This window comes from Brevibacillus sp. Leaf182 (genome assembly GCF_001423865.2).
GTDB lineage: Bacteria > Bacillota > Bacilli > Brevibacillales > Brevibacillaceae > Brevibacillus > Brevibacillus brevis_C.
Genome location: NZ_LMPN02000017.1, coordinates 65581 through 82456 on the forward strand (window position 1 = coordinate 65581; position 16876 = coordinate 82456).

Sequence of the window (16876 nt, forward strand, 5' to 3'; positions counted from 1 at the left end):
ACTCTCCTATTCCGTGTAGGTTGGTAATTCATCGAGGTAGTCCGGCTTTTCGATGGACATCCCTTTCAAATCGTAGGTCGCGTGATCGTTACCGTCTGCTTTTGCTTCCCACAGCGTAATTTCGTCTGGGTTCAGCACGATGTTGGAAATGCGGACGCGTTCGGAGTTGCCCGCTTCCTTGTCCAGCGTCTCGCCGATCAGGAATGGGAGGACTGGTGTCTTGCCTTGCGTCAATTGATCGACGCAGTAGTATTTCAACGCAGCGTTGGTTGCGGTAATTTTCAATGTCACTTCTACATGCCAGTCGTTGACGGTCTGGATTTTTCCTTTTTGCAGACGATTCGTATCGCCGTACTCCACCTTGAGGACCATTTTGCCTTCCAGGGTACCGAAGATTGGGTCTCCGTTTTCATCGTAAATTTGGCAGTTCTTCAGTTTAATATCGCGTGCAATAGCCAATTACAGCACCTCCCAGTCAATGTCAAAGTATTCGATGGCATCAAGCGGCTTCGCAGACAAGAGGAAACCACGGCGATCCCCGACGCCGTTCTTTTGATCCGTAAACGTCCAGCCCGTATCAATCGCGCCTTGCTGCTCGCGGACGGTCATGTACGCGTTGACGGCAGAGACAAACACCGCGCCGCCCAAATCGTTGTTAGCGAGCTTGCCTTTGTATTTCTTGCCGACTTGGCTGATGTCGTTGACAATCTGATCCAGCGTCATGCTGACACGAATTTTTCCGTAGTCCTCGCGCTCATGCGTGCCTAGCACCGCCAGCGTATTGACGGCGCTCTCGATGATGTACACATCTCCGTCGCGGGTTGCGATCAGCGTACCAGAGCCAAGTGCACTCAAAATATCAGTGTGGCCCCAATCCTTGAGCGCTTTTTTCAACGGAACGACGATGGCCGTCAGCGATTCATGCGCAGGTGTCGCGGCGATCATGCCTGCTACCCATGCGGCCCACTCCAGGCTGCCGTATACTTTTCCGTTGTTGTGCTGACCAGCGATAGCACTATTGACGACAAAACGGGCATTTTGCGCCACAGAGCGCTCGATATGCTTCGCCATGTTCTCATCATCCACGGCTTTGCCGCCGATCACCAGCGTGCTGAGCTTCTTGTTTTGCGTGCGACGATCGCTCATGAATTGTTTCGCTGCCGCTTGTACAGCCGCATCGTCAAAAGGCAGATACATTGTGTCAAAATCAGCACCAGACACAGCCATGAACAGCTTGGTCGAGTCAGCTTGGGTAAGCGCTACTGTGCCACTTTTCGCTCCTGTCAGTGCTGTTTCTGGCACGATTGTAACGGCAGTCTCGCCCAGCTTTTTCACACGCACATAATTGGATTGGCTCGTTTTCGCTGCCAGCTCATTCGCATCCGCAAACGAAAACTTCTCGGTTTGTAGTGGGCCTGTTACCTGGAGTTCTTTTTTACCTGGCTCAGATGTCGAGGCCGTGATGACAACCTTCAACTCGTTACCTGCCAAACCCGGATACAGAGCCTCGACTCTGATTGCATCAGCTTGCTCATACGCTGCTTTTGTGGCTGTGCCATTCGTCATGCGGTACGCAAGAATCGTTGCCCCGCCTTCTGCTGCCAGCTCCACGGTATCGACCTTGCCAAACGTTTGCGCTAGTCGCTCCTCAAAGCTCCCCAGCTTGACGAGCTCATCTGGCGCACCCCACTCTGCTTGATATGGCACCAATACGACACCGCTCTTCGGTACTACACGTTCTTTTGCTTTTGCGATCAGTTCGACCGTTACACCCGGACGTTCACGTTGAATGGTCATGCTTACACCCCGCCTTTGTATTTGGTCAGTCGGCTCTTTACTTGTCCTTCTGCCAGTAGTTGATCATCTGCTTCAGAAAAAAGAGCACCTGCTACCTCGAACCGTTCGGCTCCAAGGTAAGCGGCGCTCTTGATCCACTCTTGTTTGGTTTGCACAAGCTCTGGGGCCTGTGCTTGTTGTTCTTTTCGTGCCACTATGATCGGACCCCCTCTACATCAAATTCGCTGATTTTGTTTGTGGCCGCTCTCTGCACCGCCACGTTGTAGGTGAACTGGAACGCGATTTCCGTCCGGTCCTTTTTATCCCGCCAAATACGCAAGGTGGAGCTGTCGATCTCGATGGACAATCCAGACGTCTTGCCTTGATAGCTAAATTGCCTTTGGCGAAGAAGCTCACGCAGCGGCTCAACTGAAAGCGGCTGGTAGATACCATCTACCTTTGGATAGTGGAGGACGATGGCTGCTTCTGAGACCACCTGATAGGAAGTGAGGCTTCTTCCTTCTTCACGGACCCCTTGCGTTAAAAGAAACGCGATAGGCGGCTGGAATCGCTGCGCCATCCAGTCGTCCACGTTCACAACAGTAGCCAGCTCTGGATACGCTTCATTCACCAGTTCAATGAGAACGGCTAGCTCACGATCCATCTAGCTTTCACCTCCCATACTTGCGGTATTCTCTTCTGTCTTCGTCACATGTCTCTTCCCCCCACTACTTCACTTCATTTGGCAAGGCATCCACGGCAAATACCCGCCGAGCAGGGAGCGAGTAGCCTTTTGGCTTCGAACTCGCAACATCGTGTGGCACCAATCGCCGTTTTCCCCACTCGCCGGACATTTGAGTCGTCGGCGTACATAAAAAGCCACCCGACAGCTTCATCGGATGGCTCGTATCTCTCTTACTTGTTTCGCTTGACTCAAGTATAACCGATCTGGAGGAAAAACCGGGAAAATGACCCGATGTGTCAGGAAGTGTCAACCTTTGTCAGTTTCAACATGCTTGTGAAAATGAAAAGAAGCTGTCATCATCAGACAGCTTCTCGTCTATCGAGCTGGGCTCTGTTTTTTATTATCCAGTCTGCTGAACCTGATCGCCATACATCGCCCACGCCATCTTCATGACGGCACTACGCTTGATTTCATAATACCGCTGACGGGACACACCGATTTCTTTGGCAATCAGATTGTTCTTATCGCCATCCAGCAAAGCTTCGACTACCAAGCGTTCCTGTTCCCCCGGAATCGTCTCGACCGCTTTGTTGATCCGCTCGATTTTATCCTGCAAACTTTGCAGCCTCTTCCACTTTCGTTCCCGGCGAGCAACCTCCGCATGCGTCCTATCTCCTGTGGTGCCCTTTCCTTTTGGCAAACCTGCATCCAATCCGTACTGAGAGACCATCCCTTCCCCCGCCTCACGTAAAAAACGCTGGATACGAACGATCTCGATCTGCATGTAATTGTAGTCGCGGATTTCTTCCTCAGCCTTTTGCAGGAAATCTACGATGGGGACTTGCTCACTCATCCGGACGAAGCCTTCTTTTCTAGCAGATACTGTCTTTTGCTGCCCTTTTGCCTCTTGATCCCGCATGTACTTGTCCCACTCCGGGCAAGAATCGATTTTTCCTACGTGCTTATCATGAACCTGGCAATGTGATTTCTTTCCCCAGCACGTTGCCGGACACACCTCGCATACTGCTTCCATGAAAACATCTTTGCTGATCAAGGCACTATTCCCCCTCGGTCATATATATGAAGTCCGGATGATTGCTTAACGGTTTTCGTTGACTCTTGCGCCTTTTCTTAATCTTTGAGACAAACCGATCTGTCCGATAATGACTCCGATCAATAAGACAACTGCTCCGATTAATGCTGCTTCTATCATTTCGTACGTATCTCCTTTGCATCGTCATTTTCTTGTATAATGAAAGGGGGCAAAGAGGATACTCACCAGTTGTATTCTTTGCCCCAAGCAATTAATGGGGATTCCGATCGTCAGTCGGAGTCTCCTTTTTTTCCAGTTGCTCTTTCTTTTTCTCTTTGTTTGCCTTTAATTGCAGATTGAACAGATTATTGATCCGAATCTGCAAGTCTACCTGCTTAAACGTGACGATTAAAGCAAGGAAGCACACGACAACCGCGAGAACCTGAACGTAATCAATCGTCATCATAGCATCACTTCTCCACTGCGGATCGCTTCGAGCATCGCGGTTTTCATTTCTTGCATACTCTCTTCGCGAGGTTGTTTGATAAAGGAAGCAAGGTACTCCATGTCAGGAAGCAGATAGTCGAGGATGGTCAATACGGCCCGATTATCCCCTGACTGTGCTTTTTGGAGGGTCAGGCTGAATGAGTCAGCTTCTCGGCCAATTGGCGCAAATATTTGTTTTTGCATTTACTCACTCCTTGTCTGGTCATATTCAGTTTTTTGGCTACCTGTTCTTCTGTCATTCCTTGAATGACGACTTGCTTGATAATGATCCGGGCTTTTTCCGGGAGTTGCATCAACACCTCCTGAACATACAGGTCCGACAAGTTGTCCTCGATCTCTTCCGTTCCCCGCATCCTCTCTGTGATCACCGTCTCCCTGTACAAGCGCTTCTTGGCGGCGTACTGCAATCGCCAAGCAATCCTCTTGAGCACTTTTCTGCAATGCTCTTTCAACTGCTCATCTGTCATATGCTTCACCTTCTGTCGTTTCCAAACATCCAATCCCAAAATAGGAACACTCGTTCTCTTTGTAGTACAAGTATCTCATACTACGGTAATAAGTTCAAGTTCTTTCCACCAGATTTTTGGAGATGATTTTTCTGACTGATCCGCCGAAAAAACTTCATAGAAGACATCAAAAAACACGATCCCAAGTGGAGATCGTGCCTGTGTAGAAGTATTACATTATCCTTACACAACTGCTGCCCCTACTCTATAAAAGTACATAATTCTCATACTTTTTGAGTTTTATCTGCCCATCACGCAAGAAACACGTTAAATGAAGAAGGAGCTAGTAAAAATAAAAAAGCAAGCCCCTCTCGCATTCACAACAGGAAGAGCTAGCTTGCTTTTCTATCTTTCGCACTCTTTTAATCCCAAATATTCGGACGTTCCACACCCATCGTTCGCATATAATCTAGCAGTTGACCGGTATGTACCGACTCATGATAGGCAATTCGCAGCAGCATGTCTCCAAGCGTGCGGACATAGCCTACATCGGATCGATCGATACGGACACTCTCCAGATCACTCTTGGACAGCCCTCTGACGAAGCGGAGAAATTCTTCTCGATACGGCTTCGCAAAGGCCAAATCTTCTTCTACGGTCGAAAACTCTTTGGTTTCATACGGATTGGGGATGTCAGACAAGGGGGCGCTTCCCCGTTGGATCAAAATTTGGTGATACAAAAACTCACCCTCGATGACATGGCGAATCATTTCCCCGCAAGTGAACGCTTTATCGTCAGGCTTCCAGTTCAGCATTTCTTTGGGAATTGCCTTCCAAACTTTGATGCTTCTACGTCTTACTTCCTCAAAGTTTAAGATTAAGAGATCATTCTCGTTCATGCCATTCATCCCTCCCCGTAAGCTCGTCCTAGTTTTTTTGATAGAGATCACATGTCGCTACGTGATCATTGACCATGCCGACTGCTTGCATATAGGCGTAGCAAATGGTTGAACCCACAAATGTAAAACCGCGCTTTTTCAGGTCCTTGCTCATCTTGTCGCTGATTTCGGTAGAAGCAGGCACATCCTTCATTTCCTGAAAATGATTATGAATCGGCTTCCCGCCTACAAACGACCAAATATAGCTGCTAAAGGACCCAAACTCCTCCACAACCCGCAAATAAGCGTGGGCGTTCTTCACGACGCCGCGAATCTTCAGCCTGTTTCGAACGATGCCTTCGTCTGTCAGCAATTGCTCGATCTTGGCTTCATCGTATTGAACAATTTTATCTGCTTCAAAGTTATCAAACGCTCTTCGATAATTTTCCCGCTTCTTCAAGATCGTGTACCAGCTCAGTCCGGCTTGAGCGCCTTCCAAATTCAAATATTCAAAGAGCAATCGATCTTCATAGACAGGAACTCCCCACTCGTGATCGTGATAATCCATATAGATAGGGTCCTGATTCACCCAGCCGCACCGATTCATGGAAAGAAGCCTCCTCTACATAATACGAACATATATTCTTATATAAAGAATATACAATCATTGGGTATTCTGCAAGTTTTTCTTCACAAAAAAAGACCTCATCCATCTGAGGTCTCTCTGCAATCAAGCTGTTAAAATAATTGGCTTCCCCTTCGTTACAACGATGGTGTGCTCATATTGAGCTACGTAACTTTTATCAGGCGTAATGAGCGCCCAACCGTCCCTGCCATCATCCACATATTCCGTCCCCGTTGAAATGAATGTTTCAACTGCCAACACGAGGCCTTCTGTGAGCAAGCGTCTATCCTTTTTGTCATAGTAATTCAAAATGTAAGCAGGCTCTTCATGCAAGCTTTTGCCGATGCCATGGCCGGTAAGGTTTTTGACGACTGTAAAGCCCTTTTTCCTGGCTTCCTGGTGAACAATGCGACCAATCTGGCTTAGCTTCGATCCCGCCTTTGCCGCATCCAATGCCTTGTACAGCGACTCCTCGGCGCATTCGCATAAGGATTGCTTCTCAGGCTCGCCTTCCCCTACCACAATAGAAGCACCTGTATCGGCAAAATATCCATCCAGCTCTGCCGAGACATCAATATTGATGATATCGCCATTTTTCAGGACAGTATCATCCGGGATGCCATGCGCAACAATGTGATTGACACTGATGCACGTATGCCCTGGAAAATCATAGGTGATATTCGGTGCAGACCGCGCTCCGTACTTTGCCAAGATCTCTCCGCCAATCTGGTCGAGCTCTTTTGTTGTCACGCCTGCTCGCACGGCCCTTATCATCGTCTCTCTTGCCTCTGCCACAATACTACCAATCCGCTTCAAGCACAGCAAATCATGTTCATTTTGAATCGACATGTGTTTCCCTCCTTTTTGCATATATCAGGTTTACCCAATCCATTTTTTCATTTGAACATTTTTCTTCACCAATCGCAACCAAAGAAAAAACAAAGAACCCCAGAAGCATCCTCTGCGGCTCTTATCTTACGAAGCTATGCTGGATTCAATGCATACATTCCTTGCGCTATGGTCGACTGCTTTTGAATAAACCCGATGGAAATTCGGTTAAATTCTTCTGGCTGATCGACATTGACGACATGACCACAGTCAGCGACTAGACTCAACTGTGCAAATTGTCTTTTTTTCACACGCATCTGGACGAACGGCAAAAACATATGGTCTTCGTCACCCATAATGAACAAGGTAGGGATGGGAGGCTCTTTATCAAAGAGGGTTCCTAGGAAGCCATTAATGCCTTTTGTCAGCTTAAACCATCTCTTGAATTCTTTTTGACAAAGCTTTTTGGCTTCACGGATAAACAAGGAGCGCGATTCTTTATGACGCTTGCTCGGCATGATCACCCATGCAAACAGTCGATACAGCCACATGTACGGGATGAAATGCTTGACCATATTCCCCAATGTGATCAGCACCTGCGACCGCACGTTCATGTGCGTCACAGCTCCTGCCAAAACCATAGAGCGCATTCTCTCCGGGGCCTGCTCCGAAATAATCTGCACGATGATCGTTCCCAAGGAAATCCCCACAAAATGGGTGGAAGTGATTTTTAAATGATCCAAAACCTCAATGATATCTCTGCTGACATCATCAAAGGTATATTTTTTGAACAGCTTGCCTGGGATGTTTTTAGATTTTCCGTGACCACGCATATCTACTAGAAGAACATTGAAATTCTCTTTGTATGCCTTCAGTTGTTTATACCAAATCGATGAGCTGCCCCCTGCCCCATGGACAAAAGTCACCCATTCGCAATCTTCACCACGTATGTATGTCTTATAATGGATCACTAATATCCCCCCACCAGTATTATATAGGAGGGATGTCCCAGGTGAAAGGATTACCATAAAATTGAAATTTTTGTGTACATAAAGTCAGCTCGGTTCACTTCAGTTTCTCTACCAAAAACCAAACGACATTGGAGATGAGTAAAGACTGACCGATTCCAAAACTGAGCCCTGTGAAAAAGCGCAGCTTGTTATTACTTGTCCGCCACTTCCATTGTTGGGTAAAGCCATCAATGAGCATTGGCAATAACAGGAATCCAATCAAATAGTAAGAGGTCACGATATGCATCCCTGCAAAAACAGGTGCCAGCAGGTATCCAGCTAGGATCGAAACACATCTGGCACATAGCGGCATTTTTTGACCCACTATATAAAAGGAACGATCTGGGCGCCGATGACATGGTATCCACTGCAAATTGATCTTCATCCACTCCCTCAATGTGAGCAATCTGGCTTGCAATCGCAATCGGGTGTATTGCAATCTGGAACCGGACAATCAACGGGGAGATAGTTGCAATCCGGCGAACAATTTTTACGCTTCTTACGATAGAAGATGATCATGCAAATAAAAAGAAGAAGACCAACACCAATCAAGACTCCTCCCGTTACATAATCCCCTTCATATAGAAATACTCCTCCCGCTATCCATGCGATCATGCAAAGCGTTAATCCAACAAAAAACAGATACATCCTCTCCCTTCTTTTCTTTCTACGTCAAAGAGTATCTGCAGTTTCACTGGGCTGTATGATCGTAAGCAAAATCATCTGCCTGGCAGGCTTGTCATTGCGTCGAAATATTTATAACGCTTTGTACATGTATATTTGAGCCGATAAACCGGGAACGGAACAGGAGCTTTTTCTCTTCTATTTGAATCTCTGTTCTCCACTTGTACATATTCCAGTTCCATGTCAAACAGGCGTAAGAAGCTCTCCGCTGCCCTCCGAGTAGACACAACAGAGGCGGGATCGGGAATCTCCTTGTTTTTGCGGGCATCGTGCTTGTAAAAACCCGTTACCTGGCCTGTCCAAGGATTGACTTTTACTGTGTAGACTCTATTTGTGAGTACGATTCCTTGTCGACGCTCATAGAAGTAATAGGTATTTCCGGTACCACGTAAAAAACACAGTTCATAATAATGAAGCTCGGTAATTCCCCGCTCGATGTATTTCTCCAAAAACCTCTTTGCTATTTGCAACGCATCGTGCTCCGAAAGCCGTGGCGCTATATATTCTATTTTTTGGTTAACCGTAAAGGCAAGCAGCTCGTTGGTCGTTCGATTGAGTGTAACCCATACAACGTCAGGATCGTAAACAGTTTCAGCCTCCTCCTCATCTTCTGGTAATGGCCAGAAATAATGGATAGTAGAAGGCCAACCAGGTTCCCGCGCTTCGGCAACGAATCTGAAATATCCGCTCATTGGATTGAAAGTTTCCCCATCCTCATTCGGAGTCACAAGTGTTTCTCTTTTCATCCCTGCGTGAGTCAAATCTAATTGAAAATGTTCCTTTACCCATTGCTCGATCTCCTGCAAGTTTGCGAAAACAAGGGATTCCCCTTGGGCCATGATTGGTATGACCTCTGAGTGTTTTTCTACAAGCCGTCTTCCCCCTATGACCGTCTTTGCTATTTGTCCTGTCTTTGCATGAATGACAACATAGTCCAGCGCTGCCTCATCAGGGATATACTTGAGCTTCCCTTCTTCCTGTTCATCGTATATGAGCATCATGTTTTTCTCCAAAAAAGCAACGTACGCTTGTTTCGCCTCCTCCTTTGTTATCACTTCTGGCTTGGGAGGCTTATGTTTGCGATCAAAATCGTGAAATCCGCTGTACTGTATGTCTACCAAATTTCCCGACTCGTCTAAAGCTATTCTCAAAAACACATCTGAATGCGGAATTCCATGAAAAAAATAACGATAATATAGCTCCCATTGCTGTCTCTCGCTAAACTCTCTCAATTTTGCTACATGGTCTCTTACCATTTCGTTCAGATGATCTCCGTATAATTTTTCCGCTACTTCTATGGCCTGCTCCGTCGCTGACTCGGCATCAATTGGTTCGCCAGAAGGTAACCATTCTCGATCTTTTTTATCCAAGTCGAAATCCGTCACATAACCAGTTTCTTTGTCTATCTCCAGTTCTGTATGGTTATGACCTACTCTGATCTCCCAAGTTCTCCACTTATCGCGGGTTTTGATTCGCTGCTGAGACAATTCAAGCATACCGGGAAACATCGCAAAACATCTCTCCATCGTCTCACGAACCGCTTCTGTCGGATATGTCACCATCGCTTTCCCTCCCGAACGAAAAAACCGTCAATGCAGACACTGACGGCTTTCTCTATTTGAATGCTAAACGCTAAATCTTAATCATCATCACCATCATCCAGGTCATCATCGTCGGTGTCGATGTTGCTCGAGTCATCACTTGAAGATGTATCCGCCGGAGCACTGCCATTTTTATCAGCCGGTATCAAATCATCATCGTCATCATCATCGGTAGAGCTATTGTCGATGGTGGTCATCGAAAGTACTTTTCCAGTAATAGCATGTATGCGTACATCTACCGTTTTGGAGTCTTTTATCGTGATCACCCGATAGACTGCTCCACTCTTTGTATCGATTAAATCAACATCATCGATCTTGCCACCGCTTGTTCTTTCCGTCGCAATCTGTTTCGCTTGCTGTTCGGTAATTTTGGTCTGTGGCTGCGCTGGTGGATTCGAGCTTTGATTCGGCTTAGGCTGCTGCTGTGTTGGGGTTTGGGTTGTAGCTGGCTGTTGTTTTCCTGGCGCAACAGTCCCCACCGTCCCCGTGCCTGCTGGCTTGGTCGCGTTGCCCGAAGCATCCTTCCCGCCGTTATTCGGTTGTGGCGCTGTACTGGCTGTCGGATTCGCCCCCGGCTGCGTTGGATTCGTCGCCGTTTCATTTGCCTTCGGCTGCGTAGTGGCTGCGACCAAGGAGAGCTCCTTCAAATCAATAATTTCACCCGTATGTGCATTCACCATCACACTATACGTTCCGCGCTCATTGAGGAGTTGGAGATTGTAAATGCTGTTTTTTCCTACATCCGTCATGGAAATCGACTCAATCTTCCCCGGGTAGCGGGCCGTCACGATCTGTTTGACTTCCTCCACTGACAATGACTGCAAATCCATGCTCGCGAAGATCCGTTGCATGCCAAATGCCGTAGTGACCAGCAGAAAACTCGCCAGCAGCCCTATTTTCCATTTTTTATTCATACGTACCTCCTGCTATTTCTTAACCTGCCCCGGCAGAAAAACGGTCACGAGCGTCCATTTCCCTTCTTCGCTATCCAGCGCAATATCGCCTTGATGGGCATCGACGATCTGTTTGGCAATGGAAAGACCGAGCCCTACACCCCCTGTTTCGCGGCTGCGGGCTTTGTCTACACGGAAGAAACGATCAAAAACATGCTGCAAATCTTCTTTGGGAATCCCCATTCCATAATCCTTTACCGAGAAATAAGGACGGTCGCCTTGAAGCCCCACCCCAACCTCGATTTCATTGGAGCTGTATTTCATCGCATTGTCGAGTAAAACGACGAGCACTTGTTTTAGTTTTTGTTCATCGGCTATGACAGGAACCGATTCGTGGTTTGCGCCCAGTTGAAAGGATCTGCCATACGCATTGGTCAATTGAGCAATGGTCGTTTGGCACATCGGAATCAAGTCGATTTCTTTGACATCCAGATTCCATTCAGCGCTATTGTTGGCGAGAAGAAGCATTTGATTGGTCATATCCTTCATACGCACGGCTTCCGAATAGATTGCTTCCACCGACTCTGTCAGAACCTCCGGCTTTTTCGTCCCCCAACGCTTCAATAGCTTCGCATAGCTTTCTACTACGGTCAGCGGCGTTTTCAATTCATGGGAAGCATCTGAGACGAACTGCTGCTGCTTCTCGAAGTTTTGCTGTAATAAATCCATCATCTTGTTAAAGGTACTTCCTAACGCATGTAATTCATCTTTGGAGGTGTGCTCAAGCGGTATTTTCTTAAAAATACTGCGCGCTTGAATGTCTTCCATCGTTTGAATCATCGAGTTGACTGGTCGCAAAATCAGATTGCTCAACATGCGCCCTGCAAAAAAAGCAGGAATTAGCACGAACAACGAAGCAAATAACAGAACGTTTTGCAGCAGGCTCAAATTTTCTTGCAAGCCCGCAATACTTTCAATGACTTCTAACGTGACAATTTTTCCATTCGTCCAAATGATCGGGACCTTGACGTACGCGTATTTCGCTCCGTTAACATCGAAGACACCGTCACTCGCTTTTCGATCAAAGATGGGCTTCGGTGCCGGGATTGGCTGCGTGCTGTCTACTTCCTGCGTGACGATGGCCCGCGATTGCTGATCGATAATCCGGATCATCCCGTTCGACGGCAAATACGGCTGCAAGAGCGTGGCCGGGTCGAAACTTTCTACACCGATCTGATTGAGTCCACTCTGGATGTGCAGGACTTCTCGTTGCAGACGATCCAGCTCTCCGTCTGTTGTCACTTTGTAGAACATGAAGTAAATGAAGCTGTTGACCATGAGCAACAAAAGCAAGAGTGCGACCGTGGAGAACAAATGAATTTTATTTTTGATTTTCATAATCTACCCCTTCAGCATATAACCAACGCCTCGAACTGTATGCAAAAGCGGGGTTTCATACCCTTGGTCCACCTTTTTACGCAAGTAACGGATATACACATCAACGACATTTGTGTCTCCGAAATAGTCAAATCCCCATACATGTGTAAGAATCTGTTCACGATTCAGAACTTGGTTTTTATTCTGCATCAGATAAAGCAATAAATCGAATTCACGCGGTGTCAGCTCGATCTGACTGGACCCTCTCGTCACTTCCCGCGATTTTTCATCCAGGCTTAAATCCGCTACCTCTACTTTGGAGCTGGCTTCCACTTTCTTTGTCATTTGGGACAAGCGGAGGCAGGAACGGATGCGCGCCAGCAGCTCTTCGATTTCAAAAGGTTTCGTGATGTAGTCGTTCGCGCCTTGATCGAGTCCATTTACTTTGTCCACGACAGCATTTCTGGCCGTCAATAAAATGACTGGCGTCGCGGAGTCCTTTACCCGAATCCGACGAAGCACTTCTATACCTGACAAGCCTGGCAGCAGTACATCGAGCAAAATCAAGTTCCATCCGCCTTGATTGTATTGTTCCAGCGCCTCGAGCCCTGTTTTGGCGATCTCGCTTTCGTATCCTTCGTATTCCAGCTCTAATTGAATCACACGAGCAATTTTCTCTTCATCTTCCACAATTAATATTCGCTCCGACATGTAATCCTCCTAAACCTTGCATCCATTATCCAGATGAGTTTAGCAAATATTGGCTGTGGATCAAAGAGTAATCCGTACGAAAGATATAATTTTTTACTTATATTGATAACCCCACCCACTGCCAGTACGCGTAATAAAAGACGACCATCAGGATCGCGTGGGCAGCACCAGCATACAAGCTCAACCGCAGCAAATCCTTAGGCAAAAAGGTCTCCTTGCCGCTTTCCTGGAACATGAGCAATGCTTTGGAGCTGACAGGGAAGGTCAGGCAGTAGTTCATACCGACGATTCCTAAGAACAACACGGTCACTTCATTCAAATCAAGGCTGCTAGAAAAGTAGAGAAGCGGTGGAACAAGAATGACGGCTCGCGTTGTATGTGATGTAATGTACAAATGGGAGGTCAGTGTCAGCAATGTGATAACCACAATGATCAGAAGGGACGATTCCCCTTCCAGTTGCTCGGTGATCGTGAACAGCTTCTTCATGATCCACTCTGCCGCGCCGCTCTCCAACAACGACTTTCCGAGTGCAATGGCTGCCCCTACAAACAGAATCAGGTTCCACGAGACAGACTGAACGCCATCCTTCCATTTCATGACGCCTACATTCGGAAGTGTCAAAAGAAAGGCGCCGACGACTGTCGTGGTAGCAATCTCGATTCCGTGAAAACGCTCTGTCAGCCAGAAAATGACCATCGCCCCGATCACAGCAACCGTATATTTTTCGTTGCGGGACAAGGTGAGGGAAAGCTTTTTGCTTTTGAGTGGGCGCTGCATCTCTTCTTTGGTGAGAAACAGAGCCAGCACAATCCGGCATGTAACGATGCTGGCTACTACCCCGAACGGCAGTCCCCACAACAGCCACTCTGCGAAGCTAATCCCTTCCCCATTGAACTCCTTCAGCATATCGAGGGCGATAAAATGGGAGCCTGCTCCGATCATGGTGGAGCTCGTCGATACTAAAATAATCGTCGGAATCAGGATCGCCATGGCTTTCGTAATTTGCTTGTTCCCGATTTCTGAGGTCAGCGAGTGGAAAACAGGCAGAAGCACCGCTGCACGCCCAGAAGTAGACGGGATAAAGAATGCGAGAAATTGAACGACGACCGTCAAGAGCCAAAACAAGCTTTTGACATTCTTTGCCTTGCTTACGACCAGATCTGTTAGTTTGCCTGCCAAACCTGTCACTTGAAGAGCGCCACCGAGAATGAATGAGCCTATCATTAACCAAATGACATCGGAGGCAAGCGAGTCGAACAAAATTTCCTGGTCAGCCGTACCTGTCACGACGAGGAGTAATACGGAGCCAATCGCTACATAGGCGGAGTTCAGCGAGGTGGTCGTCCACAGAATCACGGCGACACAGAAGCAGAACAAGCTCCATTTGGCTTCAAATGTCAGGGAAGACGGCAGCATAAGCAGTAATTCAACGAACATAATCAGGACAATCGGAAGGACCCAGGCAGGTCTTTCCTTTGCAACAGTCTGTGCAATCACGATACGTGCTCCTTCGTCATTAAACGATTTGCGAGCTGCAGGCCCACCATGATGGTTCTCATGGAGCTTTCCGAGCAATCGGTCAGCCATTTCTGCGCATGCATGAACGCTTCTTCCAACGTAGACGGCATCGGCAAAATACTCGTGTACGCATCAATTCCGTGCTCATAATTGAGTCGGGCACCTTTCCCAACAGTCCCCACCAAAGCCACTACTGGCAGGGCATGCTTCTTCGCTCTCTTTGCCACTTCCACTGGAATTTTTCCTCGCGGTGTTTGAAAATCAATACTGCCTTCCGCCGTAAATACAAGGTCTGTCTCTTGAAGCATCCGATCCAAATCAATGTACTTCATGATAATGTCGTAGCGTGGATACAGATTCGCACCCGTCAGCGCATGCAAACCAGCACCCAAGCCACCCGATGCACCACTGCCCGGCATTTCTCTGACATCGATACCGAAATCCCGCTCGATGATAGCCGCGAATTGTTCGAGTGCTTCTTCCAGCTCAACCACTTGCTCAGGCGTTGCTCCCTTTTGCGGACCGAACACGCGAGCGACTCCGTTTTCCCCACACAGCTTGTTAAACCAGTTGCAAGCCACATCGATTTGCACCTGCTTGAGTCTTTTGTCCATGCCGGATACATCGATTTTCGTTACGTTTGCCAGCGATATTCCGCCTTCAATACGGATTTCCCGACCGCTTGCATCCAAAAATTTAGCGCCAAGTGCTTGCGCCATGCCTGCCCCGCCATCGGAAGTACCGGAATCGCCGCAGCCTAGCAAAATACGATCTGCCCCCATGTCCAGCGCCGCTTTGATCAATTCACCGACGCCATGTGTCGTCGTTTTGCGCGGGTCACGCAAGCTTCTTGGAACCAGTCGTAGTCCCGCTGCTGCCGCCATCTCGATCACAGCCGTTTGGCCTGTCGTCTTTGATCCGAATATCCCAAAATGGGAAGGAACCTTTTCTCCTACAGGGCCCGTTACTTCCTTATCGATAATCGAACCATTCGAAATTTTTACAATCGCTTTTGTAAAGCCTTCTCCCCCGTCTACCATTGGCAGTGTCTGTACTTGGGAGAGCGGGAGGACGCGCAGGATTCCTTCTTTCATGCACTCTGCTGCTTGCTCGGCATCTAAACTTTCCTTAAAGCCCGAAGGCACAACAAGTATACGCATAAAAACAACATCCCTTCTCTTTATTTGAATTTGCTTTCGCATTCGTCTCACTTGAGTAAGACCAATACTAAGCTTCAAAAAAGAGAAGGGAATAATAGGAAGATGAGAAATCGATGAGAGAAAAGCGAGAAGAACGTTACGATTCTAAGCGTTTCGTTTTCTGCGCAGTTGGTAATAGGTCACAGCCAATGCGAGCGCCAGTACCGTCCCCTTGATAATATCGTAAGCGTAGTACGGCAGATTGAGCATCGTCATCCCGTTAAGCAGCACCCCGATTAGGATCGCTCCCACAAATGTACCGAAAACGTTTGGTTTTCCTGCGCCGAAAACGGAGAAGCCTACGAAAGCAGCCGCTACTGCATCCATCAGCATGGAACCGCCACTACTCACCTGCCCGGTGCCAATCCGCGCTGCCAAGAGCATCCCGCCCAAGCCCGCAAAAAGAGCGGAGAGCACATAAGCCAGGGTACGATAGCGATTTACAGGAATCCCCGACAGACGGGCTGCTTCCAAATTACCGCCTGTCATGTACAGCATCCTTCCCTGTCTCGTATAGGTCAGGTACACATGCGTAATTGCGACAAGTAAAAAGGTCAGGATAACCGGAATCGGTACGGAGAGAATTTCTCCTTGGCCCAGCCACAGGAACCATTCCTGAAATTTTCCCGGAGCCTGTGAGCCGTCCTGCATCGGCATGTTTGCGTAGATCGAGTAGCCTTGGGAATACGTCATATGAATGCCGTTGACGATGTAGAGCATCGCCAGAGTAGCCAGCAAATCAGGAATGCGGATTTTCACGACCAGGAAGGCGTTGACCAGCCCGACGAGCAAGCTGAGTACAATGGGAACAACCAAAGTCGTGAAGACTCCTTGTTCGTACCAAACCATCATCGAAGCAGAAACGACCGTGGTCAATGAAACCGTCGATCCTACAGACAAGTCAAAACCTCCGACAATCAGCGAGAACGTAACGCCAATCGCGACAAATGTCACAATCGAGATGGAGCGAAGAATGTCCGTCAAGTTGTCGTACGTGAAGAAATACGGGTTGGTCAAACTGAATAACAGCATGACAATTACAATAACTGCAACCGTTCCGTATTTATAAACAAAATCAAATAAGCTAAACTTTTTATCTGCCAC

Annotated in this window: 21 protein-coding genes; all 21 read right to left on the minus strand. The window is 47.7% G+C overall.

The window, feature by feature from the left end:
* Window positions 1-6: 6 nt before the first annotated feature.
* The 21 genes from ASG16_RS06745 to ASG16_RS06845 all read right to left on the minus strand — a co-directional run bounded on the left by ASG16_RS06745 (window position 7) and on the right by ASG16_RS06845 (window position 16876).
* Window positions 7-459, minus strand: coding sequence for a hypothetical protein (locus ASG16_RS06745; RefSeq protein ID WP_007723453.1), 453 nt, complete (start codon window positions 457-459; stop codon window positions 7-9).
* Window positions 460-1797, minus strand: a complete 1338-nt coding sequence (locus ASG16_RS06750; protein ID WP_056495536.1) for a phage tail sheath subtilisin-like domain-containing protein — start codon at window positions 1795-1797, stop codon at window positions 460-462.
* Between the two features lie 2 nt (window positions 1798-1799).
* A complete protein-coding gene (locus ASG16_RS06755; protein WP_016741308.1) occupies window positions 1800-1991 on the minus strand; it encodes a hypothetical protein in 192 nt (63 codons plus the stop codon).
* The gene (locus ASG16_RS06760; protein ID WP_056495534.1) at window positions 1991-2440 is read right to left on the minus strand and encodes a hypothetical protein; all 450 of its coding nucleotides are present in this window, start codon (window positions 2438-2440) and stop codon (window positions 1991-1993) included. The genes ASG16_RS06755 and ASG16_RS06760 overlap by 1 nt, the downstream gene beginning before the upstream one ends.
* Before the next feature lie 64 nt (window positions 2441-2504).
* Window positions 2505-2672 (minus strand): hypothetical protein, encoded by a 168-nt coding sequence (locus ASG16_RS30655; protein WP_157966765.1) that lies wholly within the window; start codon window positions 2670-2672, stop codon window positions 2505-2507.
* Between the two features lie 189 nt (window positions 2673-2861).
* Window positions 2862-3515, minus strand: a complete 654-nt coding sequence (locus tag ASG16_RS06765; protein ID WP_056495531.1) for a hypothetical protein — start codon at window positions 3513-3515, stop codon at window positions 2862-2864.
* Between the two features lie 250 nt (window positions 3516-3765).
* Window positions 3766-3960, minus strand: a complete 195-nt coding sequence (locus tag ASG16_RS06770; protein ID WP_007723468.1) for a hypothetical protein — start codon at window positions 3958-3960, stop codon at window positions 3766-3768.
* Window positions 3957-4184, minus strand: coding sequence for a hypothetical protein (locus tag ASG16_RS06775; RefSeq protein WP_048034818.1), 228 nt, complete (start codon window positions 4182-4184; stop codon window positions 3957-3959). The genes ASG16_RS06770 and ASG16_RS06775 overlap by 4 nt, the downstream gene beginning before the upstream one ends.
* The gene (locus ASG16_RS06780) at window positions 4130-4468 is read right to left on the minus strand and encodes a sigma factor-like helix-turn-helix DNA-binding protein (protein ID WP_056495528.1); all 339 of its coding nucleotides are present in this window, start codon (window positions 4466-4468) and stop codon (window positions 4130-4132) included. Before ASG16_RS06780 ends, ASG16_RS06775 begins: the two co-directional genes overlap by 55 nt.
* Before the next feature lie 401 nt (window positions 4469-4869).
* A complete protein-coding gene (locus ASG16_RS06785) occupies window positions 4870-5346 on the minus strand; it encodes a DinB family protein (RefSeq protein ID WP_056495526.1) in 477 nt (158 codons plus the stop codon).
* Window positions 5347-5374: 28 nt separating this feature from the next.
* Window positions 5375-5932, minus strand: coding sequence for a DNA-3-methyladenine glycosylase I (locus tag ASG16_RS06790; protein WP_048034821.1), 558 nt, complete (start codon window positions 5930-5932; stop codon window positions 5375-5377).
* Window positions 5933-6055: 123 nt separating this feature from the next.
* A complete protein-coding gene (gene map, locus ASG16_RS06795) occupies window positions 6056-6799 on the minus strand; it encodes a type I methionyl aminopeptidase (protein ID WP_056495523.1) in 744 nt (247 codons plus the stop codon).
* Between the two features lie 134 nt (window positions 6800-6933).
* Complete coding sequence (locus tag ASG16_RS06800; RefSeq protein WP_111914396.1) at window positions 6934-7749, minus strand: alpha/beta fold hydrolase; 816 nt, start codon at window positions 7747-7749, stop codon at window positions 6934-6936.
* 94 nt (window positions 7750-7843) lie between these two features.
* Window positions 7844-8173, minus strand: coding sequence for a DUF2085 domain-containing protein (locus tag ASG16_RS06805; RefSeq protein WP_056495517.1), 330 nt, complete (start codon window positions 8171-8173; stop codon window positions 7844-7846).
* Between the two features lie 334 nt (window positions 8174-8507).
* Window positions 8508-10034 carry a YcdB/YcdC domain-containing protein gene (locus ASG16_RS06815; RefSeq protein WP_056495514.1) on the minus strand — a complete coding sequence of 509 codons (1527 nt, stop codon included), beginning with the start codon at window positions 10032-10034 and terminating at the stop codon, window positions 8508-8510.
* Window positions 10035-10111: 77 nt separating this feature from the next.
* A complete protein-coding gene (locus tag ASG16_RS06820) occupies window positions 10112-10987 on the minus strand; it encodes a PepSY domain-containing protein (RefSeq protein ID WP_056495511.1) in 876 nt (291 codons plus the stop codon).
* Window positions 10988-10999: 12 nt separating this feature from the next.
* Entirely contained in the window at window positions 11000-12364 is a 1365-nt protein-coding gene (locus ASG16_RS06825; RefSeq protein WP_056495508.1) for a HAMP domain-containing sensor histidine kinase, read from the minus strand.
* Between the two features lie 3 nt (window positions 12365-12367).
* Window positions 12368-13054, minus strand: a complete 687-nt coding sequence (locus ASG16_RS06830) for a response regulator transcription factor (RefSeq protein ID WP_056495505.1) — start codon at window positions 13052-13054, stop codon at window positions 12368-12370.
* A gap of 97 nt (window positions 13055-13151) precedes the next feature.
* Complete coding sequence (locus tag ASG16_RS06835) at window positions 13152-14492, minus strand: SLC13 family permease (RefSeq protein ID WP_370444393.1); 1341 nt, start codon at window positions 14490-14492, stop codon at window positions 13152-13154.
* 56 nt (window positions 14493-14548) lie between these two features.
* A complete protein-coding gene (locus tag ASG16_RS06840) occupies window positions 14549-15733 on the minus strand; it encodes a glycerate kinase family protein (RefSeq protein ID WP_056495498.1) in 1185 nt (394 codons plus the stop codon).
* Between the two features lie 144 nt (window positions 15734-15877).
* Complete coding sequence (locus ASG16_RS06845) at window positions 15878-16876, minus strand: ABC transporter permease (protein WP_056495495.1); 999 nt, start codon at window positions 16874-16876, stop codon at window positions 15878-15880.

Coding starts and splice junctions, on each gene's coding strand:
- ASG16_RS06840 (WP_056495498.1), bottom strand. CDS start 15,733: ATGCGTATACTTGTTGTGCCTTCGGGCTTTAAGGAAAGTTTAGATGCC.
- ASG16_RS06775 (WP_048034818.1), bottom strand. CDS start 4,184: ATGCAAAAACAAATATTTGCGCCAATTGGCCGAGAAGCTGACTCATTC.
- ASG16_RS06825 (WP_056495508.1), bottom strand. CDS start 12,364: ATGAAAATCAAAAATAAAATTCATTTGTTCTCCACGGTCGCACTCTTG.
- ASG16_RS06750 (WP_056495536.1), bottom strand. CDS start 1,797: ATGACCATTCAACGTGAACGTCCGGGTGTAACGGTCGAACTGATCGCA.
- ASG16_RS06835 (WP_370444393.1), bottom strand. CDS start 14,492: ATGTTCGTTGAATTACTGCTTATGCTGCCGTCTTCCCTGACATTTGAA.
- map (WP_056495523.1), bottom strand. CDS start 6,799: ATGTCGATTCAAAATGAACATGATTTGCTGTGCTTGAAGCGGATTGGT.
- ASG16_RS06830 (WP_056495505.1), bottom strand. CDS start 13,054: ATGTCGGAGCGAATATTAATTGTGGAAGATGAAGAGAAAATTGCTCGT.
- ASG16_RS06815 (WP_056495514.1), bottom strand. CDS start 10,034: ATGGTGACATATCCGACAGAAGCGGTTCGTGAGACGATGGAGAGATGT.
- ASG16_RS06785 (WP_056495526.1), bottom strand. CDS start 5,346: ATGAACGAGAATGATCTCTTAATCTTAAACTTTGAGGAAGTAAGACGT.
- ASG16_RS06820 (WP_056495511.1), bottom strand. CDS start 10,987: ATGAATAAAAAATGGAAAATAGGGCTGCTGGCGAGTTTTCTGCTGGTC.
- ASG16_RS06760 (WP_056495534.1), bottom strand. CDS start 2,440: ATGGATCGTGAGCTAGCCGTTCTCATTGAACTGGTGAATGAAGCGTAT.
- ASG16_RS06805 (WP_056495517.1), bottom strand. CDS start 8,173: ATGAAGATCAATTTGCAGTGGATACCATGTCATCGGCGCCCAGATCGT.
- ASG16_RS06790 (WP_048034821.1), bottom strand. CDS start 5,932: ATGAATCGGTGCGGCTGGGTGAATCAGGACCCTATCTATATGGATTAT.
- ASG16_RS06780 (WP_056495528.1), bottom strand. CDS start 4,468: ATGACAGATGAGCAGTTGAAAGAGCATTGCAGAAAAGTGCTCAAGAGG.
- ASG16_RS06770 (WP_007723468.1), bottom strand. CDS start 3,960: ATGATGACGATTGATTACGTTCAGGTTCTCGCGGTTGTCGTGTGCTTC.
- ASG16_RS30655 (WP_157966765.1), bottom strand. CDS start 2,672: ATGAAGCTGTCGGGTGGCTTTTTATGTACGCCGACGACTCAAATGTCC.